The organism is Timaviella obliquedivisa GSE-PSE-MK23-08B, from assembly GCA_019358855.1.
Taxonomy (GTDB): domain Bacteria; phylum Cyanobacteriota; class Cyanobacteriia; order Elainellales; family Elainellaceae; genus Timaviella; species Timaviella obliquedivisa.
On sequence record JAHHII010000007.1, the window covers coordinates 135,444 to 161,394 of the forward strand.

At 47.4% G+C, this 25,951-nt stretch carries 30 protein-coding genes and 1 tRNA gene; 17 read left to right on the top strand and 14 right to left on the bottom strand.

All coding sequences use genetic code 11. The features are described 5' to 3' along the window. Nucleotides 1–52: 52 nt before the first annotated feature. From KME11_14270 to KME11_14280, 3 genes are all read left to right on the top strand, one after another. Nucleotides 53–1,372, top strand: coding sequence for an aspartate aminotransferase family protein (locus tag KME11_14270; GenBank protein MBW4516372.1), 1,320 nt, complete (start codon nt 53–55; stop codon nt 1,370–1,372). Nucleotides 1,373–1,435: 63 nt separating this feature from the next. Then, on the top strand, nt 1,436–2,089 hold the full coding sequence (gene upp, locus KME11_14275) for a uracil phosphoribosyltransferase (GenBank protein ID MBW4516373.1): 654 nt from the start codon (nt 1,436–1,438) through the stop codon (nt 2,087–2,089). Nucleotides 2,090–2,145: 56 nt separating this feature from the next. Next, nucleotides 2,146–2,493: a hypothetical protein gene (locus KME11_14280; protein MBW4516374.1), complete on the top strand. Its 348-nt coding sequence runs from the start codon at nt 2,146–2,148 to the stop codon at nt 2,491–2,493. Here KME11_14280 and mscL read toward each other — a convergent pair. The 3 genes from mscL to tmk form a co-directional block, all read right to left on the bottom strand. Beyond that, nucleotides 2,490–2,912, bottom strand: coding sequence for a large conductance mechanosensitive channel protein MscL (gene mscL, locus KME11_14285; protein ID MBW4516375.1), 423 nt, complete (start codon nt 2,910–2,912; stop codon nt 2,490–2,492). The two genes, KME11_14280 and mscL, sit on opposite strands and share 4 nt — an antisense overlap. 142 nt (nt 2,913–3,054) lie before the next feature. Then, the gene (locus tag KME11_14290) at nt 3,055–4,017 is read right to left on the bottom strand and encodes a DNA polymerase III subunit delta' (GenBank protein MBW4516376.1); all 963 of its coding nucleotides are present in this window, start codon (nt 4,015–4,017) and stop codon (nt 3,055–3,057) included. Continuing rightward, nucleotides 4,014–4,676 (bottom strand): dTMP kinase, encoded by a 663-nt coding sequence (tmk, locus tag KME11_14295; protein ID MBW4516377.1) that lies wholly within the window; start codon nt 4,674–4,676, stop codon nt 4,014–4,016. Before tmk ends, KME11_14290 begins: the two co-directional genes overlap by 4 nt. 331 nt (nt 4,677–5,007) lie before the next feature. On the opposite strand from tmk, the gene KME11_14300 reads away from it, so the two are divergent. The 4 genes from KME11_14300 (at nt 5,008) to KME11_14315 (ending at nt 10,175) form a co-directional block, all read left to right on the top strand. Continuing rightward, nucleotides 5,008–5,355: a hypothetical protein gene (locus tag KME11_14300; GenBank protein MBW4516378.1), complete on the top strand. Its 348-nt coding sequence runs from the start codon at nt 5,008–5,010 to the stop codon at nt 5,353–5,355. A 266-nt stretch (nt 5,356–5,621) separates the two neighbouring features. Continuing rightward, the gene (locus tag KME11_14305) at nt 5,622–7,532 is read left to right on the top strand and encodes a GAF domain-containing sensor histidine kinase (protein ID MBW4516379.1); all 1,911 of its coding nucleotides are present in this window, start codon (nt 5,622–5,624) and stop codon (nt 7,530–7,532) included. A gap of 3 nt (nt 7,533–7,535) precedes the next feature. Next, a complete protein-coding gene (locus KME11_14310; GenBank protein MBW4516380.1) occupies nt 7,536–8,420 on the top strand; it encodes a YihY/virulence factor BrkB family protein in 885 nt (294 codons plus the stop codon). A gap of 129 nt (nt 8,421–8,549) precedes the next feature. Next, nucleotides 8,550–10,175 carry an AMIN domain-containing protein gene (locus KME11_14315; GenBank protein MBW4516381.1) on the top strand — a complete coding sequence of 542 codons (1,626 nt, stop codon included), beginning with the start codon at nt 8,550–8,552 and terminating at the stop codon, nt 10,173–10,175. A 43-nt stretch (nt 10,176–10,218) separates the two neighbouring features. Here the strand turns inward: KME11_14315 and KME11_14320 are convergent, their stop codons facing one another. The 3 genes from KME11_14320 to KME11_14330 all read right to left on the bottom strand — a co-directional run bounded on the left by KME11_14320 (nt 10,219) and on the right by KME11_14330 (nt 11,943). Continuing rightward, nucleotides 10,219–10,872 (bottom strand): glutathione S-transferase family protein, encoded by a 654-nt coding sequence (locus KME11_14320; protein MBW4516382.1) that lies wholly within the window; start codon nt 10,870–10,872, stop codon nt 10,219–10,221. A gap of 12 nt (nt 10,873–10,884) precedes the next feature. Beyond that, nucleotides 10,885–11,109: a ferredoxin family protein gene (locus KME11_14325; protein MBW4516383.1), complete on the bottom strand. Its 225-nt coding sequence runs from the start codon at nt 11,107–11,109 to the stop codon at nt 10,885–10,887. Nucleotides 11,110–11,175: 66 nt separating this feature from the next. Continuing rightward, the gene (locus tag KME11_14330) at nt 11,176–11,943 is read right to left on the bottom strand and encodes a methyltransferase domain-containing protein (protein ID MBW4516384.1); all 768 of its coding nucleotides are present in this window, start codon (nt 11,941–11,943) and stop codon (nt 11,176–11,178) included. A gap of 61 nt (nt 11,944–12,004) precedes the next feature. On the opposite strand from KME11_14330, the gene sixA reads away from it, so the two are divergent. Next, nucleotides 12,005–12,502 (top strand): phosphohistidine phosphatase SixA, encoded by a 498-nt coding sequence (gene sixA, locus KME11_14335; protein ID MBW4516385.1) that lies wholly within the window; start codon nt 12,005–12,007, stop codon nt 12,500–12,502. Here the strand turns inward: sixA and KME11_14340 are convergent. Beyond that, a complete protein-coding gene (locus KME11_14340; GenBank protein ID MBW4516386.1) occupies nt 12,499–13,698 on the bottom strand; it encodes a site-2 protease family protein in 1,200 nt (399 codons plus the stop codon). The genes sixA and KME11_14340 overlap by 4 nt on opposite strands. 395 nt (nt 13,699–14,093) lie before the next feature. Continuing rightward, nucleotides 14,094–14,351 carry a hypothetical protein gene (locus KME11_14345; GenBank protein MBW4516387.1) on the bottom strand — a complete coding sequence of 86 codons (258 nt, stop codon included), beginning with the start codon at nt 14,349–14,351 and terminating at the stop codon, nt 14,094–14,096. Between the two features lie 129 nt (nt 14,352–14,480). On the opposite strand from KME11_14345, the gene KME11_14350 reads away from it, so the two are divergent. From KME11_14350 to KME11_14375, 6 genes are all read left to right on the top strand, one after another. Next, on the top strand, nt 14,481–15,320 hold the full coding sequence (locus KME11_14350) for a DUF1186 domain-containing protein (protein ID MBW4516388.1): 840 nt from the start codon (nt 14,481–14,483) through the stop codon (nt 15,318–15,320). A gap of 63 nt (nt 15,321–15,383) precedes the next feature. Beyond that, nucleotides 15,384–15,995: a hypothetical protein gene (locus KME11_14355; GenBank protein ID MBW4516389.1), complete on the top strand. Its 612-nt coding sequence runs from the start codon at nt 15,384–15,386 to the stop codon at nt 15,993–15,995. A gap of 247 nt (nt 15,996–16,242) precedes the next feature. Beyond that, a complete protein-coding gene (locus KME11_14360) occupies nt 16,243–16,512 on the top strand; it encodes a hypothetical protein (GenBank protein MBW4516390.1) in 270 nt (89 codons plus the stop codon). Continuing rightward, on the top strand, nt 16,509–16,928 hold the full coding sequence (locus tag KME11_14365; GenBank protein ID MBW4516391.1) for a PIN domain-containing protein: 420 nt from the start codon (nt 16,509–16,511) through the stop codon (nt 16,926–16,928). The genes KME11_14360 and KME11_14365 overlap by 4 nt, the downstream gene beginning before the upstream one ends. Before the next feature lies 1 nt (nt 16,929). Continuing rightward, the gene (locus KME11_14370; protein ID MBW4516392.1) at nt 16,930–17,082 is read left to right on the top strand and encodes a hypothetical protein; all 153 of its coding nucleotides are present in this window, start codon (nt 16,930–16,932) and stop codon (nt 17,080–17,082) included. Nucleotides 17,083–17,112: 30 nt separating this feature from the next. Then, nucleotides 17,113–17,589 (top strand): hypothetical protein, encoded by a 477-nt coding sequence (locus tag KME11_14375; protein MBW4516393.1) that lies wholly within the window; start codon nt 17,113–17,115, stop codon nt 17,587–17,589. Nucleotides 17,590–17,683: 94 nt separating this feature from the next. Here KME11_14375 and KME11_14380 read toward each other — a convergent pair whose 3' ends face one another. The 4 genes from KME11_14380 to KME11_14395 all read right to left on the bottom strand — a co-directional run bounded on the left by KME11_14380 (nt 17,684) and on the right by KME11_14395 (nt 19,729). Next, nucleotides 17,684–18,091 carry a type II toxin-antitoxin system VapC family toxin gene (locus KME11_14380; protein ID MBW4516394.1) on the bottom strand — a complete coding sequence of 136 codons (408 nt, stop codon included), beginning with the start codon at nt 18,089–18,091 and terminating at the stop codon, nt 17,684–17,686. Continuing rightward, the gene (locus KME11_14385) at nt 18,088–18,312 is read right to left on the bottom strand and encodes a hypothetical protein (GenBank protein ID MBW4516395.1); all 225 of its coding nucleotides are present in this window, start codon (nt 18,310–18,312) and stop codon (nt 18,088–18,090) included. The genes KME11_14380 and KME11_14385 overlap by 4 nt, the downstream gene beginning before the upstream one ends. A 21-nt stretch (nt 18,313–18,333) precedes the next feature. Next, nucleotides 18,334–18,405: transfer RNA gene (locus tag KME11_14390), tRNA-Thr, on the bottom strand. Between the two features lie 82 nt (nt 18,406–18,487). Beyond that, nucleotides 18,488–19,729 carry a molybdopterin molybdotransferase MoeA gene (locus tag KME11_14395; protein MBW4516396.1) on the bottom strand — a complete coding sequence of 414 codons (1,242 nt, stop codon included), beginning with the start codon at nt 19,727–19,729 and terminating at the stop codon, nt 18,488–18,490. Nucleotides 19,730–19,808: 79 nt separating this feature from the next. On the opposite strand from KME11_14395, the gene KME11_14400 reads away from it, so the two are divergent. Next, nucleotides 19,809–20,369, top strand: coding sequence for a restriction endonuclease subunit R (locus tag KME11_14400; GenBank protein ID MBW4516397.1), 561 nt, complete (start codon nt 19,809–19,811; stop codon nt 20,367–20,369). A gap of 115 nt (nt 20,370–20,484) precedes the next feature. Here KME11_14400 and KME11_14405 read toward each other — a convergent pair whose 3' ends face one another. After that, the gene (locus KME11_14405; GenBank protein ID MBW4516398.1) at nt 20,485–21,417 is read right to left on the bottom strand and encodes a site-specific DNA-methyltransferase; all 933 of its coding nucleotides are present in this window, start codon (nt 21,415–21,417) and stop codon (nt 20,485–20,487) included. Between the two features lie 94 nt (nt 21,418–21,511). On the opposite strand from KME11_14405, the gene KME11_14410 reads away from it, so the two are divergent. Together KME11_14410 and KME11_14415 are read left to right on the top strand one after the other, a co-directional pair. Next, on the top strand, nt 21,512–22,807 hold the full coding sequence (locus KME11_14410; GenBank protein ID MBW4516399.1) for an adenylosuccinate lyase: 1,296 nt from the start codon (nt 21,512–21,514) through the stop codon (nt 22,805–22,807). A gap of 220 nt (nt 22,808–23,027) precedes the next feature. Then, complete coding sequence (locus KME11_14415) at nt 23,028–25,334, top strand: NACHT domain-containing NTPase (GenBank protein MBW4516400.1); 2,307 nt, start codon at nt 23,028–23,030, stop codon at nt 25,332–25,334. A 279-nt stretch (nt 25,335–25,613) separates the two neighbouring features. Here KME11_14415 and KME11_14420 read toward each other — a convergent pair whose 3' ends face one another. Continuing rightward, nucleotides 25,614–25,823 carry a hypothetical protein gene (locus KME11_14420; GenBank protein ID MBW4516401.1) on the bottom strand — a complete coding sequence of 70 codons (210 nt, stop codon included), beginning with the start codon at nt 25,821–25,823 and terminating at the stop codon, nt 25,614–25,616. Between the last annotated feature and the right edge of the window lie 128 nt (nt 25,824–25,951).

Consider the following 25,951-nt stretch of genomic DNA (forward strand, 5'->3'; position numbering starts at 1 on the left):
AGCTTCTAAAACCAGGTTATCTCAAATAGTATACACGTACTAACTAAAAGCCATGCACTCACTCACCCGCCCCGATCTAGAAGCATTCTGGATGCCCTTTACGGCGAATCGGCAGTTTAAAGCTGCCCCGCGCATTATGGTATCGGCAAAAGATATGCATTTCACCACTGAAGATGGACGACAGGTGCTAGATGGCACGGCGGGTCTGTGGTGTGTCAATGCCGGGCATGGGCGAGAGACGATCGCCAACGCAGTTCAAAAGCAGGTGATGACGCTAGACTACGCCCCTGCTTTCCAAATGGGGCACCCTGGCGTTTTTGAACTTGCCGATCGCCTCGTCAAACTAGCGCCGTCTGGATTTGACCATGTGTTTTTTGCCAACTCTGGCTCCGAAGCAGTTGATTCAGCCCTCAAAATTGCGATCGCCTATCACCGGGTTTGCGGGCAAGGCACGCGCCAGCGGCTTATTGGACGGGAACGCGGCTATCACGGGGTTGGCTTTGGCGGCATCTCAGTGGGCGGCATTGGCGGCAACCGCAAGTTCTTTGGAAGTCTGCTTAACGGAGTTGATCATCTGCCCCACACCCATAGCCTGGAGCACAATGCCTTTAGTCGGCAGCAGCCAGAATGGGGTGCCCATCTCGCCGATGACCTAGAGCGAATTGTAGCGCTCCATGATGCCTCTAATATTGCCGCTGTTATTGTTGAACCTGTGGCGGGGTCAACAGGAGTTTTGATTCCGCCGCAAGGTTATTTACAGCGGTTGCGATCGATTTGCGATCGGCATGGAATTTTGTTGATTTTTGACGAAGTGATCACAGGTTTTGGCAGGCTGGGAGCCAGTTTTGCCACTGAATATTTTGGGGTAATGCCCGATATGATGGTCGTTGCAAAAGGCATTACAAACGGGACTGTGCCGATGGGAGCCGTTTTTGTCCGTCCTGGCATTTACGATGCCTTTATGAGCGGCGCAGAAAATGCGATCGAGCTATTCCATGGCTACACCTACTCAGGTCATCCGGTCGCCTGTGCCGCCTCACTAGCCACGTTAGATATTTACGAGCAGGAAGGGCTGTTCCAGCGATCGCAAGAACTGGCGGGCTATTGGGAAGAGGCGGTTCACTCTCTCAAAGGTCTGCCCCATGTAATTGATATTCGCAACTTGGGCTTGGTTGCAGGTATTGAACTGGCGGCAATTCCAGATCAGCCGGGTGCTCGTGGCTTTGATTGCTTCCTACGCTGCTATGAGAAGGGCTTACTCACCCGGACAACGGGCGACATTATTGCGCTTTCGCCGCCGCTCATTATTGAGAAACATCACATTGATCAGATGATGGGAATGCTAACAGACATCTTGAAGGAATTGACCTAACTGCCTACTGCTCCCGATGAATGGTAATGTAATCGGTAATCTAATCGTGACCTTTATCATTCAATGGCTCTCCAACTCCGCGTCTATGTTCCGCCCCATCCTCTGATTCAACATTGGCTAGCCGTTGCCCGCGATGAAGGAACGCCTTCAGTTTTATTTCGCAGCGCCATGACTGAGTTGGGTCGATGGCTCACCTACGAAGCCATCCGAGACTGGATGCCAACGGTGGCAACTACGGTTAATACGCCCCTTGCCCCTTGCCCTGCTACCTTTATTAATCCAGAAGCGCCCGTGGCGATCGTTCCTATTTTGCGGGCAGGGCTGGCGCTGTTAGAAGGGGCGCAGTCGCTTTTGCCCCTCGCTTCGATCTACCATATCGGGGTCGTTCGCAATGAGGAAACTTTAGAACCTGCTGTTTATCTCAACAAGCTGCCCCAACAGTTTACGCCAGAAACACGGGTCTTAATTACAGAACCGATGCTGGCAACGGGGGGCACGATCATGACAGTAATGGGAGAACTGATAAACCGAGGAATCGAGCCAGCACAGGTACGGATTATCTCGGTTGTAACGTCACCGACAGCGCTACAAAAGCTGAATGTGGCGTATCCCGGACTAGTCATTTACGCTGCCGCGATCGATGAGGGCTTGAACGAGGTTGGCTATATTGTGCCGGGCTTGGGAGATGCGGGCGATCGCACCTTTGGTACGCTCTAATCACTACTGCATTTAGGACAGTTCACATTCAATTTAGAATCATAAGGGGATTCAGAATGAGCCAGCAAGATGATAACTTTTTCGGTGGGTTTATTTTAGGAACTATTGTCGGCGGTGTTGTGGGAGGCATTGCGGGTGTGTTGGTTTCATCGCGACTTTCTCAGCCTGAAGAGTTAGATGCAGATGGGTTAAAAAAACTGGACTCGAAAGCGAACAAAAAGCGCCGTCTAAAAGCCCCTACCGAGCAGACTATGGAAGTTGCAAGGCGGGGGCTAGAAGATAAAATTGCGCAATTGAATGATGCGATCGATGATGTTCGTCAGCAACTGGGCGCAGTGAACGGCAACACAGCGGTCGAAAGCAGCGATCGCCCTCCGTCTTCAGAAATTCGTAGCAGAGATTAACGAGACTCGATCACTTGAGACAAACGCTCGACCGCAGTAGTCAGACGCTCTTGAGATAACAAAAGCGGCTCAACTGCTTCTTCCACCACTTCATCTTGCTGCCGTAAAACTCTTCTCTTTGCTGCTTCAAGCATCCGAATTAAGACAAAAATTGACAGAGCAATCACAAGAAAGTTGAGGATCGCTGCCAAAAACGAGCCATACCTGATCGTTCCCGCCGTCAGTTGTGACAAGTCATCAACATTCGCTGCTTGTAGCGCTGGCGTAAGAATAGCAGGCGTAATTACATCTGACACAAAAGAATCGACGATTTTGCTAAAAGCAGTCCCAATGACCACAGCAACCGCCAAATCGACGACGTTGCCCCGCTGAATAAATTCTCGAAAATCTGACAGAAAATCAGTTGCATGTCTTGCCATAGTTGCATTATCTCAACTTCAGATGTACGTATAGGGGGCTTTAACGTTGTAGGTATTTAAACAGTATTGCTACTGTTCATCTAACAAACAAAAGTATATTAGCAGCATTTAATTAATGTGATGTGTTTATTCTTTTACAGGTTCAGAAATGATCATTCTCACCTTGCATTCCTAAAAACGTTACTTCCCAGACCAAACGCGGCTGCACATATTGCAACAGATAACGACGAGCTTTCTCCAAATAATGTAAATAAGCAGGCTGACGATGGGTTTCCCAGTAGTGATATTGCAGGTAGTCCAATAGCCAAAGCTGCGATTCGGTATCTAACGATTGAACAATTTGCCGAGCCAGGTCGAGGGCACTTCGCAGCGACCTAGGCGGCTGAGAGACTGCTTCTAGAAGCTCCGGCGGGATTGCTTGGATTTGTTGCCATTGGGCGATCGCCTCGCCGGGACTGCCCTGCGCCAGCGCCATCACTTCTGGATGCTGCAAAATTTCGCCATGACCCGTCTGGTTTAGCACTTGAGCGATCGCCTCCCTGTCCAACCGTCGAAACGGAATGCGCTGGCACCGAGACACCAAGGTTGGTAGTAAACTCTCCGCACTGGGCGCAATCAAAATTAGCGTTGCCCTGCCTGGCTCCTCCAAAGTCTTCAACAGCCCATTCGCTGCCGCCTCTGCCATCGTTTCGGCATCCTCTAACACCACCACCGATCGTGGCGCTTCAAGGGGCGGACGACCCAGAAACCGCGCCACCTCTCGCACTTGCTCCAAACGAATCTCGGGCGGCGATTTGCGCTTGACCCCTTGTTCCACTGCTTCTGCTGCCGAGAGGCGCTTGCCCTGGTGCAGATAAGTCGGTTCTACCCAAAATAAATCAGGATGGTTGCTTTGCTGGGCGCGGGTTGAAATATTTTTTGAGGACTGCCCCCCCTGATTGAGAGGAGCCAGTAGAAGTCCCGCAAAGTCTCGAGCGGCAAGGCTGCGCCCTACGCCAGGTGCTCCGGCAAAGAGATAGGCGGGTGCAACACGGTTTTGAGCGATCGCGCTGCTCAAGAGTTCTACCGCCTGGGATTGTCCAATCAGGGTAGAAAAGGCGGTCATGATTCGCACCAGGTTTTAATTCGGGTTGCTAAAACTGCCTGTACTTGGTCAAAGACCTCTGCCTCCGTGCGGCTGGCATCAATGCGGACAATGCGCTGAGGATAGGCTTGGGCAAGCTGGGTAAAGCCTTGTTGAACGCGCTGGTGAAAGGCAATCGTCGCTTGTTCAATGCGATCGCGCCCTCCTCGCTGCTGCGCCCGAGCTAAGCCAATTTCCACGTCCACATCTAACCACAGTGTTAAGTCGCTCTGTAGTCCACCTGTCGCAATTTGATTCAATTGGTCAATCAGTGACCGATCTAAGCCCCGACCATACCCCTGATACGCAATAGTGGAGTCGGTGTAGCGATCGCACAGAATCAGCGCTCCTAGGGCAAGCTGGGGTTTCAGTAGCCCTTCCACATGCTGCGCCCGATCCGCTGCATAAAGCAATAGCTCTGTTCGATCCTGCATTGGTTCTTGAGTAGAAGGAGTTAGCAGTAATTGTCGAATAGACTGGCATAAATCTGTGCCGCCCGGTTCTCGAGTCACAATAAGTGGCATAGAACTCAAAGCCTTGTTACTTCTAAGCAACTCTGTGAGCCAAACTTGCGATCGCTTCACCTGTGTTGTTTTGCCACAGCCTTCGACCCCTTCAAACACTAGCAATCGACCCTGCATGAACATTCCTTTTTGAGTTATTCGCAAATATAGAAATTAATGCCAAAGTAGTCTAGATGACAACAGCAAGAAATAAAATTTTCCGGGAAAATGCTCATGGCATACGAACTTCTAAAGCAGATGCAAGATTAGCCTGTTTTGACAGGCTAATCCAGTATTTAACTTGACTCACTTAAGGTACTCGATGCTACAGGCGCAAGAAGCTGCTTAAAATCGGCATTGATCAAATCCGGCAATTTACGCTAGGGTTTTACTACTGCATCTTGGCGATAGATCTGAAAATGAGTCAATCATGACTAGAAAACCTACAAGTTAACCGTCGGGGTTGCCTATGGCTCGTTATACCAGTCTTTATACTGTCGCAGTGTCGCTAGATCGCTTCCGGCAACTGCTCACTGATATTCTGTGTTCCTGTAGCCTAGATGTAATTTATGCTTCGGAAGATTACTGGGTTGCCCGCGAACTACCGGGGCATGTTTCTTACGCAAAATTAGTAACTGTGGAAGTTCTGATTGATCAACCTCAGACTCCGAATGCAGAAGTCAAAATGAATTTTGTGGTCAAAAATGAAGAATTGCCGCTAAAGAGTAACAATCATTGTCGGCAAATTTTCAACTTGGTGAATCAAGCGATCGCCGAAAATCGTCATTGGCACTTGATCGAGAGTGTTGCGAGTTAACCTTGCCTCACCATTAAGACTGATTTTTTCCAAACATGGGGATAACCGCCGAGTTATCCCCATGTTTTTTAAGTTTTATTTAGGGAACACTAACGGCTAGTTATCTCTTTGGATAGTGAAAAATGATTAAAAATTTGTAGTATAAAATCGCAATGTTCGCTTTTTACTCAACCGCACCCTATTCTTGACACTAATAGGCGATTGCGGTCAGCATCAAAATTAAAGAGAAACTGGGTTTGGTTTCCAAGGCATCAGGAACAAAGAGTATGGCAATGAGTGGAAACATTGAAGAAATTACAACCATACAAACATCGCGCTCAGCGACCCAATTGCATCATCTTGATAATAGTATGGCGGCTTATCATCAAGTAGTCGAAGAGCTAAACTGTTATCGCAACATGGGTAGAATCGCTCAGAATTTTCGGCAGGCTTTGCACCCTAATGAAGTTTTGAAGCAAGCGGTAGAAACTGTTCGGCAACTGTTTGGGGTCGATGGTGCAGTGCTTTATCGCTTTCAAACCTCGGAAGAAGCGATCGCCGCTATTGAATCTACGCCCCATAGCAGCGTTTCTATCTTGTTTGACCCGGTTGATCAAGCCACAGCCCAAGACCTCAACAAAATTTTTCACCAGTTATCTTTATTTATTATTGACGATTATCAATCAAAAGACTGTCCTGTCGAGATCTATCGCTTGATGCAGCAGCATCGGGCAAAAGCAGCGCTGATTACTGTGATTCAGGGGGAAGGTGAGTTACTTGGCATTATTTGTGCTTACCAAATAAACCAAATCCGTCACTGGAAAACTTTTGAGGCAGAAGCTTTGCAGCAACTTTCGATAGAAGTGGCGATCGCCTTGCAACAAGCTGCTCTTTATCAAGAAGCCAAACAGCTTAACGTGCAAGTGCAAGAGCAGACTGTTGAGTTAAAGCGATCGCTTGACTTTGAATCGGTTCTGCGTCGGATCACTGACAAAGTTCGCGATTCTTTAGACGAAACTCAAATTCTTCAGGCAGCAGTCGAAGAACTGACCTTAGGGCTGAAGCTGGGCGGCTGTAATGCCTCGCTCTACGATTGGGCAGAAGGCACCTCGACTATTCGCTATGAGTACATTCACTCCATTCCCACCTATTGGGGAAGAGTGGCGCAAATGGCAAACTTTCCTGAAGCTTACCAACAACTTCGGCAGGGACAGTACTTTCAGTTTTGTTCGCTTCTGCCCAACCCCGATCGCGGCAGGGTTTCGACATTGGCTTGTCCCATTTTTGTTGATGTTGAGTCGGCGGAAAGCATGGAACAAACCGTTTTGGGCGACCTTTGGTTAATCCATCACGAAGACTATATCTACAAAGAGTTTGAAATTCGCTTGGTTGAGCAAGTGGCAAACCAATGCGCGATCGCCATTCGTCAAGCTCGTCTCTATCAAGCTTCCCAGGTGCAAGTCCAAGAACTTGAAAAGCTCAACCGACTCAAAGACGAATTCCTCAGCACCGTCTCTCACGAGCTCCGCACACCTCTCGCCAACGTCAAAATGGCGATCAAAATGTTAAGATTAGCGCCCACCGAAGAAAAGCGCACTCGATACCTGGATATTTTAGAGGAGCAATCTTTGCGCGAATCTAACTTGATCAACGACCTCCTGGAATTTCAGCGGTTAGAAGGAGCTTCCTGCGCGATCGCTCTTCAACCCTTACGTCTACACCCGCTTGCGCTCCAGCCCTTACGCCTACAAGAATGGTTGCTAGAATTAGTCGAACCTTTCCAGGCTCAATTCATTACCCGTGAGCAAACCTTTATCTTAGATTTACCTGAAAACTTGCCCACCTTATTTTCCGATATCATCATCTTGCAGCGAATTCTATTTGAGCTACTGAACAATGCCTGCAAATATACTGTTCCTGGCGGCAAAATTTGTCTAAGCGTTACTTACGAACCGACCGAGCCCCCTACCGTTATCTTTCAAGTTGGCAACTACGCCCAAATTCCTCAAGCAGAGTTAGCTAAAGTGTTTGATAAATTCTATCGCTGCCCTAACGCCGATCCTTGGAGTCAAGGGGGAACAGGGTTGGGTTTAGCATTGGTTTATAACCTGGTTAAGCAATTACAGGCAGCGATCGCTGTTGATAGTCAAAATGAGTGGACTACATTTACTGTCAAACATCCCATGAGAATAGAGTAACCAATGGGCAAATCAACGGGCAGGTGGGGTAGTTTCTTTCATCACTTCACACCCAAAACCCTACGCAAAGTCATTGTTGCCTCTAATCGCCGCCGCCTCTCAGGTTTGGCATCAGAAATGGCGTACAACGCGATGCTGGCTCTTTTCCCAACCATGCTGGCAGTCTTAACCGCGATCGGCTTATTTAAGCCCCTTCAAACAACATTTCAAAACTTTGCAGGGAGAATTAGCGAAGTTGCACCTGTTGAAGCGCTTAGTTTAGTCACAAACATTGCCGAGCAGATTAGCGCTAGTCAAAACGGCGGGTTGTTTTCTTTAAGCTTTATCTTTGCTGTTTGGTCGGCATCGGGTGCTTTAACGACTGCCATGGCTGCTCTCGACGAAATCCATCAAACGCCTCGCAAACTCAAGCGTCCGTTCTGGAAAGCAAGACCCATTGCTATTTTGCTGACAGTGAGTGCCATTTTGATGCTGATGCTAGCTGCTACCCTAATTTTTGTCAGCGATATTATTGTTCGGGCGATCGCCAACCAAAGCGGCGTTTTTTCAGGCAATTTGCTTGCCCTTTGGTGGCTGCTAAGTTTTCCCTTAGCCTTGGCGACGATGGCAGTATTGTTTGCCTTCATTTATCGCTTTGGCCCTAGTCGATGGAACCCAGGGCAACCCATTATGCCAGGAGCGGTTTTAGCGGCAATTTTCTGGGCAATTCTTTCTAATGTGCTGCGCATTGCTGTTCGGTTCGTTGGCACCAATCAGGTTTATGGCGTAGTTGGAGCCGTAATTGTTCTATTACTTTGGCTCTATATGAGTTCATTGGCGCTGTTGATTGGCGCTCAAATTAATGTAACGATTGGCAGTGAGATTCGACGTTCGCGCGTGCAGGTATGAAGCGATCGCTTCAATTTATCGTGACAAAACTGAAATTCTTTTCTAAGAAACGTGTCAACTTTTTGGCAAGATGATATAACCTTTAGGACTTGAAAAATAGACCTAGAGTTAATCAGTCGTGAGGACGCTATGCGGAGCGCTACGGGACAAAAGTTTTGGCTGAGCCTTGGGCTAATGACAGCGATCGGTAGCCCTGGAATCGTTGCGGTAGAGATTTTGGGAGCTATGGGCGCGATCGCCTTCACTGCAACTGCTGCCCAAGCTGCTACCCTCAGCAATTGGAGCTTTAATCCCAATACTAATCAGTTAGAAGTTTTACTCCCGGCAGGCGTTCAGCCTCGCTACTTCTTAGTTGCAGAACCCGCCCGTATTGTTTTAGATTTACCCAGCACTCAAGTTGGGGCAGTTCCCACTGAAGGCAGCTATGGCGGAGCGATTCAACAAATTCGTGTCGCGCAATTTCAGCCAGATTTAGCACGCATTGTCCTTCAGCTTTCTCCTGATACTGTCCTAGCGCCAGGACAAGTCCAACTCGAAAAAGTTGGCTCTGTTGAGCAAGGCGCACAGCGTTGGACGCTTCGCCCACTGGTTGCCGATGCCGCCTCGCCCATTACTGCCTCTGAACCCGCCCAGCCTGCACCGACTGCTATCGCCCCTCCTTCTATCATTAGCCCTGCTCCTACTCCCTTACTCCGCTCGGAGGTGAGTACGATTCCAACTGGCTTACCGCCTGCGCTTGCTCCGATCGCCCCAAGCCCTTCTACAGTTGCGGTGCCTGAGTCAGCGAGCTTGCCTCCCGTTTCTCCTGGAGCAGTCTCTATCCCCGTAGAAAATCCTCCTGAAGAACCGCGTACTCGCCCTTCTGCCAGCGATCGACGATCGGCTAGCAGAGGGGCTCGCCAAGCCCGCCGAGATCGACAAGAAGCTCGACGAGTTGAACGTCAGTCTGTTGCACAATCTACTCCCCAACCTGCCTCACAGCAGCCCCCGATCGCTCCAGCCTTACCTCCTGCCACATTTACGCCTCCTGTCGCTAGAACAGTCAACGTCCCAGCCCTCAATCCCCCAGTAGCCCCTATGACTCTGGCTGCTAATGATTCTATTCCTTTTGGACAACCGCTCCCAGGTAGCCCAGTAGATACGCCATCAGCCCAGCCGACTCAGGAACCCACTCCCCCTCAGGAGCCCACAGTTATTCCCGATCGCCCGAACGATAGTTCCACAAATTCTGCGCCGCCAATCACTGAGCTTTCAGTCGATGCCACCTTCAATACGTTGATTCCTGCTGATACTGAGTTAAGCCTCTACTATCCTCAAGACACCCCTTTAGATCTAACAACCGAGCCCCAAGACGAAGTTTTATTTCTGGCTCAAAATGTGCGCGATCGGGCAGGCAATCTGCTGGTTCCGGTCGATAGCCAAGTAATTGGGAGGTTTGAAAGCAATAGCGATGGCAGTCAGTTTATCGCGCGATCGATTCGGATCCAGGGAGAGAACCGTCCTGTTTCTGCCGAATCAGACTTCCTGGGCGGCGGACGTGAGGAGGCTTCTGGCAACCGAATTGTTCGTAACTCTGCTGCGGGGGCAGTGGTTGGTCTTTTGCTAGGATTAACGACTGGGATAGGCGTATTGGCAGGGGTTGCCTTAGGCGCTCTTTCAGGAGCAGGCAGTGTTCTCGTCTCAGATCCGCAGACTGCCGTTATTCAACCTAACCAAGTTATAGAAGTGCGGCTCTTAGAAGACTTACCTCGGTAAAGACTTACCTTGGTAGACAGTTCAAAGCTTAAGCTGAACGTCTTTAGGGTTTAGAAGTCTCAATGTGTTCTGCTTCTGCTTCCGCCTCAGCTAACCATTGTTTCATGCTGGGAAGCGCCCAAATAGTCTCTACGTAGGCATGAGAAATAGTATCTAGCGGAACGCCATAGGTCACGAATCGCGAAGTAACGGGTGCAAACATGGTATCGGCAATGGTGAAATGCCCGAAGAGAAAGTTTCCACCTGTGCCATATTGCTGACGGCAGGTTCGCCAAAGCGTTTTGATGCGATCGATATCGTTTTGAACTTCTGATGAAAAACTTGAGTTGGGAAACCGCTCGCGACAGTTCATGGGTAAATGCTCGCGGAGGTATTGAAAACCCGAGTGCATTTCGGCACTAACCGCCCGCGCGATCGCCCGATTTTCTGGGTCTTGAGGCCATAGCAGCCCTTCTGGAAACCGTTCTGCTAAATGTTCACAAATCGCTAACGAATCCCATATCTTTAGCGTTCCATACTGCAAGATCGGAACTCTGCCTGTCGGTGAATATCGCAAGATTTGATTGCGTGTCTCTGGTCGATTGAGCGGTATTCTGATTTCAGAAAAATCAGCGTTCACTTGCTTCAACACTAGCCAAGGACGCATTGACCACGAGGAGTAATTCTTGTTTCCAATAATTAGGGTCGGCGTAGACATAGAGTGTTCTTCCTACGGTGTAGCTTGCAAATCAGGACGTTCTTCTGGCACGATCGCCCCTTCTACGGGGCAGACTTGCAAACAAATCCCGCAGTCAATGCAGGTTGCAAAATCAATCCAATACCAGTCGGTTCCTTTAGTGTTTTTGCCAGGGCCGTCGTGAATACAGGCGACAGGGCAAGCATCCACGCAGTCTGCAATGCCTTCGCAAACGTTTGTCACAATTGTATGAGCCATAGCAGTTCTCTCCGTGTTCTCTTTTTCTTTAGCCTATCAGGTTCTTGGCTGTTGCCTTGAAGCTCATCAAGCAGGCTCAGGCTTTTGAAAAAACATCATGTGCTGTTGGGGGAGCAGGTCTTTCGTTTCTTGCCACGCTAAGCCTACTGCCTGCATTTCTTTCTTAACCTGCTTTTGCGACATTTTATGGAGACCCTTAATGGGAATCAAAGGATTTTCGCCCCGATATTCCAGCAGCACCACTTGTCCACCCGGCTTGAGGGCATTAAAGATTCCTGCCATGATTTCCTTAGGATACTCAAACTCGTGATAGGCATCGACCAGCAGCGCCAAGTCAACGCTATTGGCAGGCAAGTTAGGATCGGTGCCGCTCCCTAAAATGGGTTCAACGTTATCTGCTTGATTTTCGTTTTTAAGGAAGTTGAGAATCTCGATCATTTCGGGTTGCACATCCACCGCCAGCACTTTCCCTTGAGAAACGTGGGGGCTAATCCGAAAGCTGAAGTATCCGGTGCCTGCGCCAACGTCAGCAACGACACTCGTCGGTTTTAGGTCAAGTGCTGCGATCGCCGCTTCGGGTTGTTCTTCAATGCCTCGGCTAGAGCGCTCCAGCCATGCCGCCCCTTGATGCCCCATCACTTGCGCAATTTCTCGACCCATATAAAATTTGCCAATTCCATCGGGGTGATGAAGCGATCGCTCCTCGTAGGTTTCGGGCTTACCGCCCAAGGTTTGCCCAGCGAAAGAAAATGCCTCAGCCGGGAAAGGGTTGAGCAGCAGAGACAAAACGCTTACGATAACGAGTAAACTGCGCAATAAAAAAGTCTTAAGCATCTAGAAATTACTCAAATAGACTATTAAATATACCGATATCTTCCACTCAAATCGCAATATTATGACTACTACAGAGCTTTATATTATCCGTCATGGACTCGCTGGGGAACACGGAACCTATGAAAACGATGGCAATCGCCCCCTCACGCCTGAAGGTATTCGCAAAACCAAACAGGTTGCTAAACGCCTGCTTGAGTTAGATTTGCAGTTCGAGTTGATCCTCACCAGTCCCTACGCACGGGCATTGCAAACGGCTGAAATCCTTCAGTCCACTGGGTTAAGTCAGCAATTGGAAACGTCAGTAGATCTTTTACCAGAAGGAAATTTTGAAGCGTGGTTTAATTGGTTTGAGGGGTGGCAAAGTGCTGATAAAAAGGCGTTGGCGATCGTGGGGCATGAGCCGGGTCTAGGACAATGGGCAGAGCTCCTCATTTGGGGAGAGGTGCGGAACCGACTGAAGTTAAAAAAGGCAGGGATCATGGGTATCAATGTGCCGTTAGATGACCCAATTAGCAACAGTGAGCTATTTTGGTTGGTGCCACCGAAGGTGTTACTTTAGTTCGCAGATTTGGCGATCGCGTGGAGTTGCAATCCAGGAGGATACTCTCCCTCTGCTTTGATTCGCTTAATCACATCGTCAGGAATAGGAATATTAAGATTTTGGGCTAGGGTTCGGACAATATCGCCCCGGTCAATCACTCCTGCAACAGCACCAGCAGGCGAAAGAACCGTAATGCGACGGAGCGAGCATGACTCTAGTAAATCAACAACCTCAGTAAGAGACGCTGCTTCTAGCACCGCAGGAAGTGTATCTAAAGGTCGAATAATGCATTCCAAGGTTTCAGATTCCCACAAACTCCGCTCTATCTCACGCAGTCCCTCAGGTGGAACCAATCCTCGGTAACGTCCTTCAGAGGAGGCATAATAAGTGACCGACTCAGCTTCATCCAACAAATACTTATCAGCAAACTGCCGCAGCGTCATGTGAGCATCAACCACCCGAAATTCTCGGCTCATTGCCGCTTCTGCCTTAAGCCGTAATAGCCCTTCTTGTAAATCGCTAATACTGCTATAAGCACTAGCATTGCGAATGCCGAACCAGCCCATTAAGGCAATCCACAGAAAGCGAGGACCGATCGGGGTAAAACAGGCTCCTATGCCCAAAATTAGCGCAAACCAGCCTAAGGTCTGTCCAATCCTTGCTGCCCAACGAACGCCTTTAATGCGGCTGCCAGTTGCTTTCCAAATGGCAGCTTTAAGCACTTGTCCGCCATCTAAAGGCAAACCCGGAATCATATTAAAAAGAGTCAGAATGAAATTGAGTCCTGCTAGCTGTCCTACAACCGCTTCAGCAGGAGCAGCAAGGGAAAAGGTAGCACCAATGATGGCGAAGATGATGAAGAGACTGAAGCTCACAGCAGGGCCCGCGATCGCCACTTGGAATGCCTGCATCGGCGTTTTAGATTCTTGATCAATAGAGGCAATGCCACCAAATAGAAACAGTGTAATCGAATTGACTGTAATTCCCTGCGATCGCGCCACCAAACTATGCCCAATCTCATGCAGTAGCACCGAGCCAAAGAGTGCCAGCGCCATCACTAACCCAGCAATCCAGGCAGTCCCAGCTGCGCCCCAAGGAGTCGATCGCCACGTCGAACCGTAGAGATAGGTAAAGAACGCCACAATAAAGAACCATGACGGGTCAAGGTATACAGGAATGCCAAAGATTGACCCAACTTTCCATCCTGACTTCATGATATTTTTCCTACTCAATGGCGATCGTTGCAACTCATTGCTGAAACTCCCTCCATTGTAATGAAGTTATGGGTAAGGAATTGGAGGAAATGCGATCGGTTTCTACGGTGCCGAATGGAGAGCAGGATTTCAAAGAGATCTTTAGGGAGTTGCGTGAAGAAAACCAGTGAGATGCATTAACTTTTCAGCCCCCTAAATCTCCCAGAATGGGGGACTTAGAAAGGTTCGGAAGTCCCCCAGAATGGAGGATTTAGGGGGCAATTCGGAGCGTTATTTAATTGCAACTCTCTTAGTGAATTGATCCCTCTTTGCAACAAAAGACTGAGTTTTGACTACAATTGACGCTAAAGATTCAAAGTTTCAATCCAATGTGCAAACCAATGTGCAAACCATTGTTAAAGAACTGTCCACTCTGCACCCGACCATAGTTCAGTTTCTATTTGACGAGTTATTTTGGTCAGGGAATCGTTCGTTTCATGCAGTTCCTCGTGTGCGATCGCCCATTCTACTTGCAGGTTCAAATAATAGTACTCAGGCTGGTCAGATGGATGGTCCTCCGCATCTCTTTTCTCGATCGCATCAGAATCAGAGAAAAGTTCGATCGTATGTTTTTCATAGCTGTCACCCACCGAGCTACAAGATTGGTAAAGCATTGCAAATAACAAGAATAGTACAAATATAGTACATTATTATGCCTGTTTTTCCAATCAAATCTGAGCAGAGTTTCTGGGCTAATCTATTCTAAATACAGCAACCTCTGAATACAGTAACCCCCAGAGTTTATGATGACTTCCCAATACTCACCCCCGGTAGATCAACTCTTCTCCTACGGCGGCGCTCACGACAGTATCGGCGACTGGTCTGGTTATCTGAATCTTGGCATTACCTCTGACCACGTTCCTGACTTAATTCAAATGCTGTCGGATGAGTCTTTGTACCAATCAGAATCGGAAGAGGATGATTATTGGGCAGTCGTTCATGCGTGGCGAATGGTATCAGAACTAAAGGCAGAAGCTGCAATTCCGGCTCTAGTTTCTGCCTTGGGTCGTTGGGGCGATGACGAAGCTTGGTGGGAGTGGATTAATGAAGAATTCCCAGATGTGTTTAAGGCGATCGGCGTAGCAGCAATCCCGGCATTAGTTGATTTTTTGAGTGATGCGACGCAGGCAGATTTTCCACGCGGTACAGCGGCTCGTTCTTTGCTAGAGATTGGGCAACAATATCCCGATAGCCGTCTTCAGTGCATTGAGGGCGTAACTCGGCAACTCCAGGCTTTTACTAACAACACGTCAGAGCTAAATGCTTTTCTGGTTGACGTGCTTGTTGAATTAAACGCGATAGAGTCTGCGGCGGTCATTGAGCAAGCCTTTCAACTCAATTGTGTCGATGAGTCTATTATGGGCGATTGGGATGAGGTGCAGGTTTCTCTAGGGTTGAAAACCCGTGCAGAAGTGCCCTTAAAACGATTTAACCTCCTACCAAATGAGCCTAGCAGGCGAGAGCGGTATTCCCCGTTTCCAGAATCTGAAGGCTTTGGGGGGGCATCGAAAAAATCAAAGACGAAGGCAAAGCGGAAGCAGCAGAAGGAGTCGCGGAAGAAGAATCGGGGAAAGAAAAAGTGATAATTGAGGCTATGCCAAAGCTATACAATGGGCTGAGTGAACCTACAGATGAGGATCAGCCCGATGACCCAGGCGACTCAAGAACGTAAGAAGAGTTTCTCCAGTTTTACTTACAAAGAAGCGTTTAAGCAGTTGGGCGTGAATGAATTACAGCGATGGACGATCGCAGCAGAACCTGTGCCGATTAGCGATTTCTTTAGGCAACGGTTAGAACGGCTTCAGCAGTTTGACTTAGAAAGTCTGGAAGGTTCTAAACCGCTGCTGATTGATGCTATCTGTGAAGAGGGATTGGAAGGGTTTCAGCGGCTCAAGGTGTGGAAGGGAGCTTATCTGGAAGGGGAAGGGGTTTGTGGTAATGCCGACTATTTGATTGCTAAGCGTCGAGCCTATCTGGAAGCACCATTTGTCTGTGTGATTGAAGCAAAGAAGGATGATTTCGAGCAGGGAACCGCACAGTGTTTGGTGGAGATGCAGGCTTGCCAATGGGGGCATCGGCAATTGGGAAAGGTGATTGATACTTATGGGATTGTGACGAATGGGGAGGGGTGGAAGTTTTATAAGCTGTTGGTGACGGGTGAGGTTTATGAGTCGCTGCTCTATGGCGTTGGGGGAATGCCGATTTTACTGGGACTGCTGCGATCGCTTTTTCGGCAGTGTGAACAAAATCTAGATTAGAACCCATGCAAGAATTACGGTACGGAATCAATTGATTCGTATGTTTACGAAAATCTTTTGCATTACATAAAACTCAAGCGATCGATATGACGTTAGGATTTCTTGATTTGAGTGAAGTAGAGATCATTGTCCAGAGGATGTTTCCTAGGCGCAGGCGAAATCTCGATTTAGCACAGGATCGCAGCGTTAGAAGAGATAGAATTTGAGGTAAGGTTAAATTGAAATAAACGAGAGGTTAGAGCACGTCATGTCATCTACAAAACAGCAACTGCTAGAGGCGATCGAGACTGCGCCTGAATCTGTTTTAGAAGAACTACTGACTCTACTCCAAATTCGTATCCAAGCCACTTCGCTATCTCTCCCTCCTCTCAACCCGCCGCCTCAGCCCGAAGATATTCCCCTTTGGGCGATCGCTGAGCAAATTCGTAACACAGTTTCACCCGAAGAGTGGTCAGCGCTCCCTAGCGACCTCGCCATAAATTTTGACCAGTATCAAAAAAGGCATCATCAACTGTGAACGCTCTCTTCGCCGATACGGGTTACTTTATTGCCTTACTCAACCCTGGTGATCAACTACATTCTCAAGCGATTCGTCTTACCCAAACTCTGACCCGTCAAACAATTCTTACGTCAGAACTGATTTTAATTGAACTCTTGAATGACTTCAGCGATCGCGGGGCTTTCTTCCGACACACTGCTGGACAGTTCGTTAACCAACTTCAAACCAGCCGTTCTACTCAGGTTATTCATGTAGACTCGCATCTCTTTGAGAACGCTCTCACGCTCTACAATCAGCGTTCCGATAAAGCATGGAGTCTAACGGATTGTTCCTCTTTTTTAATCATGTCGCATTACGGTATTACTGACGCGATCGCTCATGATAAACACTTCATTCAAGCTGGTTTTCGTGCTTTGCTGAAGATTGAGAAATGATGTGAGTCAGCAAATCGGCGATCGCATCCGTCATCCTCTAAGCTGGGGAGGCGATCGCGGGGTAACAGCACTCGGATACTGCGTGGTTGTCCGGCTTCTCGTGAAATCAGTCCTCGTCAGATTAGAGTTGAGCTTAACGCTTATGATTTCCTAAATACTAACCACTAAGCTTTGTAACCCTACTATGACAGATAAGAATCAAAACATAGTGACAGTCAACCGTGAGTTCTTAATTAAGCAAAGCGAGATGTTGCAGGGAATTATTACCCGTATGGCGAATAGTTCTCTCACAGTTAAACAAGTGGGTATTGGAATTTGGTCTGCTCTAGTAGGTTTCGGCTTTACCCATAAAGTCCGACCCTTGTTTGTCCTTGCACTCATTTCCTTCGTAATGTTTGGATTGCTAGATATCTATTATCTGCTACTGGAGCGGCGATTTCGAGATAACTTTAATAGACTAGCGCGAGTCATTATGGGGTTTGAGCCTGAAACGCCTCAATTAATGATCAGATTAAAAGGTAACTTCCTAAAGCCAGATAAAATCAGTCGTCTTCAAGCTTTGAAACAATATTTGGATGCCTTCAAGTCTTGGGCAAACCTTCCTTACCTCGTGATTATTTTAATTACATTGATAATTCTGACCCAGCCTTTACCTAATTAAAAAGGAAACGAGATTCTATTCCATAGAAAGGCGAGCCTTATTCAGAATGAAATAACCCTGATTGAAAACCGCTCTCCTGCGATCGCTTCTGTACTCAAACCTCAACCTCCCAATCCTCAATCTGCAAACCATCAACTCGCTCAAATTCTCGTGTGTTGTGCGTCACCAATGTTAAATTATTGACCAGCGCGATCGCCGCAATCTGCAAATCATAAGCTCCAATGGGCGTGCCTTTAGTCTCTAACTGCGCTCGGACTATCCCAAAAATAGTAGCTGCGGAGTCATCAAAAGGGAGAGAGACAAATTGACTCGAAAACTTTTGTTGTAGAGCGAAGTTGCGTTCTGGATTAGCACTTTTCATCGCTCCAAAGCAAAGCTCCGCTTTGACAATGGAACAGATTGCGATCTCTTGGATATTAACCGCTTCAAGCTCCTGCTTCAAGTTCAAATTTTTGCCCTTCAAATATATGATGCAAACGTTTGTATCAAGAAGATAATTCATTCCAAGCTTTCCCGTTCAGGCTGCTCGCCTTGAGGATATCTAATCAATGAATCATCTTGGATGCATCCGTAAAACTGGGACAAAGATACAGCTTCAGAGACATGAGGCTGACTAATTTGATAGACAATAGTAACCTCAACATCCGTATCCCTCATATCGGGTAGACGAATCGTCAAAAGACCATCGTTACCAATATGCGATCTTAGGGTGATGCGGTTCATAATTTTCACTCTATTCCTACAAGCCGATGATGAGAGTTGAACTCACGACCGTTCGATTACGAATCGAATGCTCTACCACTGAGCTACATCGGCAAACGCACTTTAGTATAGCAAGCAACCGCTCCAGCGCACCAATTTTTCGATCGCGCCGATCGCTGATTTCTTAATAATGTCCCTAGCCGACTTGTAAAATGCTGACCTCGGCTCCAGCCGCGATCGCCGTTTGTTCCATAGGAATCATCGCTAAACCATTGGTTTGAGCCAAGTTAATTAAATTTCCAGAACTATGGGAGCCGCCTGCAAGCTGAAATTGATATTCGCCTTGAACTAGACTAACCTGCCCCCAAAGATAGGTTTCACGCTTGCCATCAGAACGCAACTCTTGGAGCGATCGCCCTTTCACAAACATCGGTTCCCACCCTGCCGATCGCCCCGACATTTTCTTAAGAGCGGGTAAAACAAATCGCCAGAAAGTCACCATTGCCGAAACAGGATTGCCCGGTAAGCCAAAATAAAGGACAGGATTTTCAGGGTTTAAATTTTGGAACGTGGCAACAGTTAAAGGTTTTCCAGGTTTGACGGCAACTGCGCGAATGTGAATTTCTGCGCCCAAATCTGCCAGAATTTGATCCACATAATCATAGTCGCCCACCGAGACTCCACCTGAAGACAACACCATATCTGTAGACCGAAGCGCGATCGCCATAGCCGCCTTTAGTTCATCGGGCTGATCGGGCACGATGCCTAGAAGGATAGGTTCGGCTCCTGCACTTGCCACTAAAGCCGCCAACGCATATTGATTAGAGTCAACAATTTGTCCCGGTTGCAATGGCTGATCAGGGGCGACCAATTCGCTACCTGTGGAAAGAATTGCCACCCGCAGACGACGGTAAACTGCAACTTTGACACACTGCGCTGCCGCCAGAACAGCAATATCCGAAGCACCTAGAACGGTTCCGGGTTGCAGTAAAGAACCACCTGCCTTATAAAATTCGGCACGGTGACGAACAAAGGCTTGAGGTTTGGGAGCAGAAAGAATGGTGACAGAATTGCTTTCCCGCTGAGTTTCTTCTTGAATAACGATCGTGTCGGCTCCATCTGGCATCATCGACCCGGTTAAGATTCGAGCCGCTTGTCCAGCTTGTACCGTTTTCTGAGGAAGGTAACCCGCCGGAATTTCTTCAATTATTTTTAGCGTGATGGGGCGATCGCCACAATGTTGCACATCTTCGTACCGCACTGCATAGCCATCCATTGCCGAGTTATCCCAATGAGGAAAGTCGAGAGCGCTGCTGACCGGGGTTGCCAGGATGCGACCATTGGCACAGAGCAAATCGAGAGTTTCTATATTTTGCTGAGGATTGAGCGATCGCACCAATCCTAAAATTATTGCTTCAGCTTGATTAGCAGGTAGCATTGGCTCCATCCCGAACAGAAAGTTTCTCACATAAAAGATAGCGCTAAAATCGATAGTATTTGATGGAGTTAATGAGTCGATGATTTCACTCAGTGCCAGTGATTTGACTTTGGATGAAGTTCATAAGCTGTTGTTGCTTGAGGAACGGGAAGGTCTATCGTTTGAATCCTTGCTAACTCTAGAGCCAATTACTGAAACCGATCGCCATAATCTTGAGCTAATTAGGATGAATTTTAAGCGTTATCTCAGTGCAGGCAGAGCCTTAAAAGGGGTCGTTCGATTCTTGGCGATCGCGCCACTGCTGCAACTCAGCGGCTTCTACTCACCTTTAATTACACTCAAGGTTGAAGAAAACATCGCACCGATTAACCTGGAAGGAGAGAAGACTAAAATTACTGGACGTTTTGACTTAGTTGCGACTAAAAATCTAGAAAATGGCATGGAATTTTGGCTGCTAGTCATTGAAACTAAGGAGGGTTTTGCTGCGCCTCGGATCGGGTTGCCCCAGGTCTTAACCTATAGTTACACGAGCTTAGAGAGTCAGCCATCCGTTTTGGGTCTGACCACCAACGGAGACAGTTATCGGTTGTCTATCTTCAAGCAGGTCATCCTCCCACCTATTCTTTGCTACCAGAATTGAACTTAACAGATTCAGATCGAGCAATCCAGCTTTTACAGGTTTTGAAAGCAGTTGTTAAAAGCTAGCAGGCAGGTCGAACAGATTCAAGCAAATTTTAATTCAGAACTGAAGCGACCTACGGCTTAAGTGAGTTGCGCTCCCAGAACACTCCCTCTGCATAGCCTTGAATCGCGGGGTTGTCAGCCGCGATCGCCAATCGTTTTTCTGCCAAACAGCAATAAGCCAAATCCCTCTCAATTCCTACATAGTGCCTGCCCGTCTTCTTCGCCACCACCGAAGTAGTTCCAGAACCCATAAACGGATCAAGCACGACGTCACCTACGTTAGAACTCGCCAAGATAATTTTTGCTAACAGCTTTTCTGGCTTCTGGGTTGGATGATCCGTGTTCTCAGGCATCGACCAAAAGGGAATCGTTAAATCTGTCCACAAATTAGAAGGATGCGTCAGCCGATAGTTTCCTTGCTGCGTTTTCTGCCAGTCTTTAGGTTTTCCCTGAGCATCAGTATAAGGAGCCATAACCCGCCGCTTTAGCTTGACAGCATCCAGGTTAAAAGTGTATTGATCAGAAACCGTACAGAACCAAATTTGTTCAGAACAATTCTTCCAATTAGCGTTAGCGCCTCTGCCTTTTTCTCGTTCCCAGGTAATGCAATTACGTACCTTTAGATACTTCTCGGTAACTAAATGAATAGCGGCTGAAGAATGCCAATCGCCGCAAATATAAACAGATGCCGTGGGCTTAAGAGTTCTGAGAAGTTCGGGCAACCAGGATTCTAGCCATTTTTGATAAGCCAAGAGCGATCGCTCCTTAAACTCGGTTTCGCCAAAGGTCTTCGTCAAGTTATAAGGCGGATCAATAAACAGCAAATCTACAAATGCGATCGGCAGTTTATCCAATACTTCCAGCAAATCCTGATTAATGGTTTGATTCAAAACCGCCTCAGCTTCAACCGCACCATTCAACTTCAGTAACCACTGTTGATAATGCTCAAGCTCTTCGGTTGATAAGGTTAATGTGCGATTTCTGGGCGCTCTAGATTTATCCATTGGCTCTTTCAATCACTGCGGTCATATTAAAGGCATTTAGCCACCAATCACCAACAGTTGTACAATAGTCACTTGTCTTTTGGAAGTATCAGCCTTGATAGAACGTTATACCCTGCCCGAAATGGGCGAACTGTGGACAGAAACCCATAAGCTCAAAACCTGGCTCCAGGTCGAAATCGCTGCTTGTGAAGCGCAAGCAGAACTGGGCTATATTCCTGCCGAGGCAGTTGCAGAAATCAAGGCAAAGGCAAACTTTGACCCGCAGCGGGTTTTAGAAATTGAAAAAGAAGTCAAGCACGATGTAATCGCGTTTCTTACCAACGTCAATGAATATGTTGGTGATGTTGGGCGATATATCCACGTTGGTATGACCAGTTCTGACGTATTAGATACCGCCTTGGCGCTGCAACTGGTCGGCAGTCTTGAACTAATTATGTCGCAGCTTGAAACTTTAATCCAAGCGGTACGGCAGAAAGCCCAAGAGCATCGCAACACAATCATGATTGGGCGATCGCACGGTATCCACGCTGAACCCATTACCTTCGGGTTTAAGCTAGCAGGTTGGTTAGCCGAACTCTTGCGCCACCGCGATCGTCTTTGCGAGTTACAAAAGCGAATTGCAGTCGGCAAAATTTCGGGAGCAGTGGGCACTTACGCCAACGTTGATCCACAAATTGAAGCGATCGCCTGTCAGAACTTGGGCTTAGAACCCGACACCGCTTCGACTCAAATTATCTCGCGCGATCGTCATGCCGAATTTGTTCAAGTCCTAGCTCTGGTTGCCGCCTCCATCGAACGCTTTGCCGTAGAAATTCGCAACCTGCAACGCACCGACGTTCTAGAAGTCGAAGAGTTCTTTTCTAAAGGGCAAAAAGGCTCCTCCGCCATGCCCCACAAGCGCAACCCCATTCGCTCCGAGCGCCTGACTGGGATGGCACGCATCATTCGAGGTAATGCGATCGCCGCCCTCGAAAACGTCGCCCTCTGGCACGAGCGCGACATCTCCCACAGTTCTGTCGAGCGCATGATTCTTCCTGACTCCTGCACCTTGCTACACTTCATGCTTGTAGAAACAACCGACCTGGTTAAAAACCTTCTGGTCTACCCAGAAAACATGAAGCGCAACATGAACCTTTACGGCGGCGTAGTGTTCAGCCAGCGGGTAATGTTAACGCTCATCGAAAAAGGAATGCTGCGAGAAGATGCCTATGCCTTAGTGCAATCCTGCGCTCACACCGCATGGAATCAGCCCGACGGTGATTTTCATAATTTAATTGCCAGCGACCCCAGAGTAAAAGCTCAACTCTCTGAAGCAGAAATAGAGTCCTGCTTTGATCCACAGCATCACCTAAAAAATTTAGATCGGATTTATCAACGGTTGAATATTTAGCATTTTATCTAGAATAATGACAGAGCAAGAATTTTTGGTCTAAATTACTACACACCCGCAAACCCTGTACAGAAGAAAATAGTCACTTTGAGCCAAAAGGTTTAGCCCTAGACCTGAAAATTTCAGTCAATTAGTAGATGGTTGAAGTGAAAGAAAAATGTAGACTGAGGCGGTTTAGTAATGTATAAGTTCTTGAAGCTGAGACTAGGAGTGTCGTCTCATGGTCAAGAGATCGCTCCAAGCATCGCTTTCTGGAATACAACAGGCTAAGCAAGCTTTTGATTGTAAAGGGTGGACGCAGGAAAATCTAGCAGAGGAGGTGGGCTTGAAGACACGCCAGCCAATCTGGCGTTTTTTCACGGGTCAACCAGTTGAACGCCACTGTTTCCTGGAGGTTTGCTTACTATTAGGACTAGATTGGCGAGAGATTGCAGTCAATCCTCCAGTCGAACTTCCTGAGCCTGTAGAACCTGCTGGAACTCCTGTTGCAGACATCGATACTCTAGTACAACAGGTCAGGTTGAAGCGGTATGGTAGAATTCAAGACCGATGTGGCACCTTGCATCTGTTGGACATTAGCCAACTCGTTAGAATTGATGACCTGTATATTGATGTCAATGTTCTAGAGGAGATTCCTAGCCAGCAGTGGTTAGAGTTATCTGATCTACAACGTTTCGCGCCTGACGAACTGGGGCGTTTTAGTTTAGGAGAGGTATCTCAATCTCAAATTGAAGGTATGGGAGCGGTCAAAATTTACTCAAAGCTCCGGATATTGGGTAACCCAGGATCGGGTAAAACTACCTTTTTGAATCATCTCGCCATTCAGTGCAATCGAGGTCACTTTGCTGCTAATCGGGTGCCTATTTTTGTTACTTTGAGGGATTTTGCCGATGAGTCTAGAACAACAGGCAAGTTTAGTTTACTGAGTTATATCGGTGAAGAGTTTCTTACCTCTGGAATTTCACAAACCTTTGTGCTGGAAACTCTGCTGCGAGAGGGCAGAGTGCTGCTGCTACTAGATGGGTTAGATGAAGTGCTTTATCAAGAGCGTAAGACTGTTGTGAAAGAAATTCGCAGACTTTCTGAAAAATATCAACAGAATTTGTTTGTCGTGACTTGCCGCACAGCGGCTAAAGCCCTTAGCCTGACTCGCTTTACAGATGTTGAAATTGCTCCATTTACCCCAGACAAAATTAATGGCTTTGCCCAAAAGTGGTTTACAACATTGACGAAGACAAACAGTTACAGTGGACACAAACTGGCAAATCAGTTCATTGAAAACCTAGACTTGCTTGAAAATAAGCCACTCCGTGAACTTGCCATTACTCCTTTATTTCTACATCTTGCTTGCCGGGTCTTTCTTCATCAACAAAAATTTCCGACCAAACGATCGGAGTTTTATAAGCAGTGTTTAGACCTTCTGCTTAGTAGATGGGACGAAACTAGGGGGGTTGAGCGGGACGAAATATACCAAAGTTTTTTGTTGCCGCAAAAGCTGAAGCTACTCGGTCAGGTTGCCACAGCAACGTTTGAACAAGGTGATTATTTCTTTGAACAACATACCGTTGAACAATATATTTGTGACTATCTTCGTGATTTACCGAATGCCTCGACGGAGCCTGAAGAATTACAATTAGAGAGTGAGGCGATACTTAAGGCGATCGAATTACAACATGGGTTGCTAGCCGAACGTGTACAAGGAATTTTCTCTTTTTCACACTTAACTTTTCAAGAGTATTTTACGGCTCGAAAGATTGTTGCCAGTTGTAATTTACAGGCATCGGAACAAACATTAGAACAAGCATCGGAACAGCCTCTAGAACACTTAGCGACTCATATTACTGACCCTCGCTGGCGGGAAATCTTTTTGTTGGTGATCACCATGTTGCCTAATGCAGATGCTTTGGTGCGGTTGATAAAACAACAAATTGATGCGATCGTGGCTGAAGATCCTTATCTACAAGAATTTTTAGCCTGGGCAAGCCAGCAGTCTTTGGCTACACCATCGCCTGCGGCTGTTCGTGCCTTTCACCTTGCTCTCGCCCATAAACCTCATCTCGTCCCGCACTTGGCACTCGCCTCTCCCCTGGATCAAGGGATTCTTCTAAATATGGTGCTGGATGACTTAGTACAGAAGTGTCTTGCTGCTACTACTGATTTTGTCTTGCTCCGAGCCTGTGTCGATGCCCTCAACAATGCTCTAATTATGGTGCTTGATCTTGAGTTCCATCAAGCGCTGCAATGCCTCAAAGACCAACTCCCCAACTTGACAAAGCACCCAGACAAAGTTCAGTCATGGTGGCAAATAAATGCTTTTGATTGGACGGAGCGGCTGAGAGCAGCGATCGCCCAGCATCATAACATTTCGCATGATTGGCACTTCAGCTTAGAACAACAACAGTTACTACAACGCTACTACGATGCGAACCAGTTGTTGAGTGATTGCCTCAATAGCAATTGTGAGTTGACAGATACTGTACGACAAGAGCTTAGAGCAACCCTACTATTACAGAGTCAGCAAAGATGACGAACCTTCTGATAGGGCAGGAGGGCATAGAGTGTAAGGGTGAATTGTCCAATCCAATGACTTAATCGGAGATTGCTGGGAAGAACGACCCCGTGAATCGCGTCATGAGCCACAATGAACAATCCAGACTGGATAAAAGTTCGCCCTAAAACAGCCAGCAAAACCCCTAGGGGTGACAATTGCTCAACGTTCAGTGTTGAGAGAAATCCTAGGCTACCGATCCAAATAGCTACGATCGCGATAGCAAAAAGAAGTCCTATCAGTGGCTTGATCTTAGAATCAGGTTGCACTCAAATCTGCCTCATTCAAAACAACCATCGTTTCTGCACCCACTCTCCCGAACTCAGGTTCTACTCCTAACTCCATTTCAATGAGATAAGTCCAAGTCCCAGATTCAGATTTAAAGTTTCGTACGATTCCGGCTCCGCCCACAAAACTGACTCGCTGCGTATGGCAAAAACTGGGTGCTTTCATTGAAATGGCAATCATAAAGTAAGGCTCGTAAGTTGATGCTTCTGTTTTAAGAGAAGAACTTAACGATGTTTTGCGTCTTTTTAGGTAAAGAACCTGAACCCGCTCTGTGTCTTCAGACTGTTTTAGTGCAATTTGCACAACTT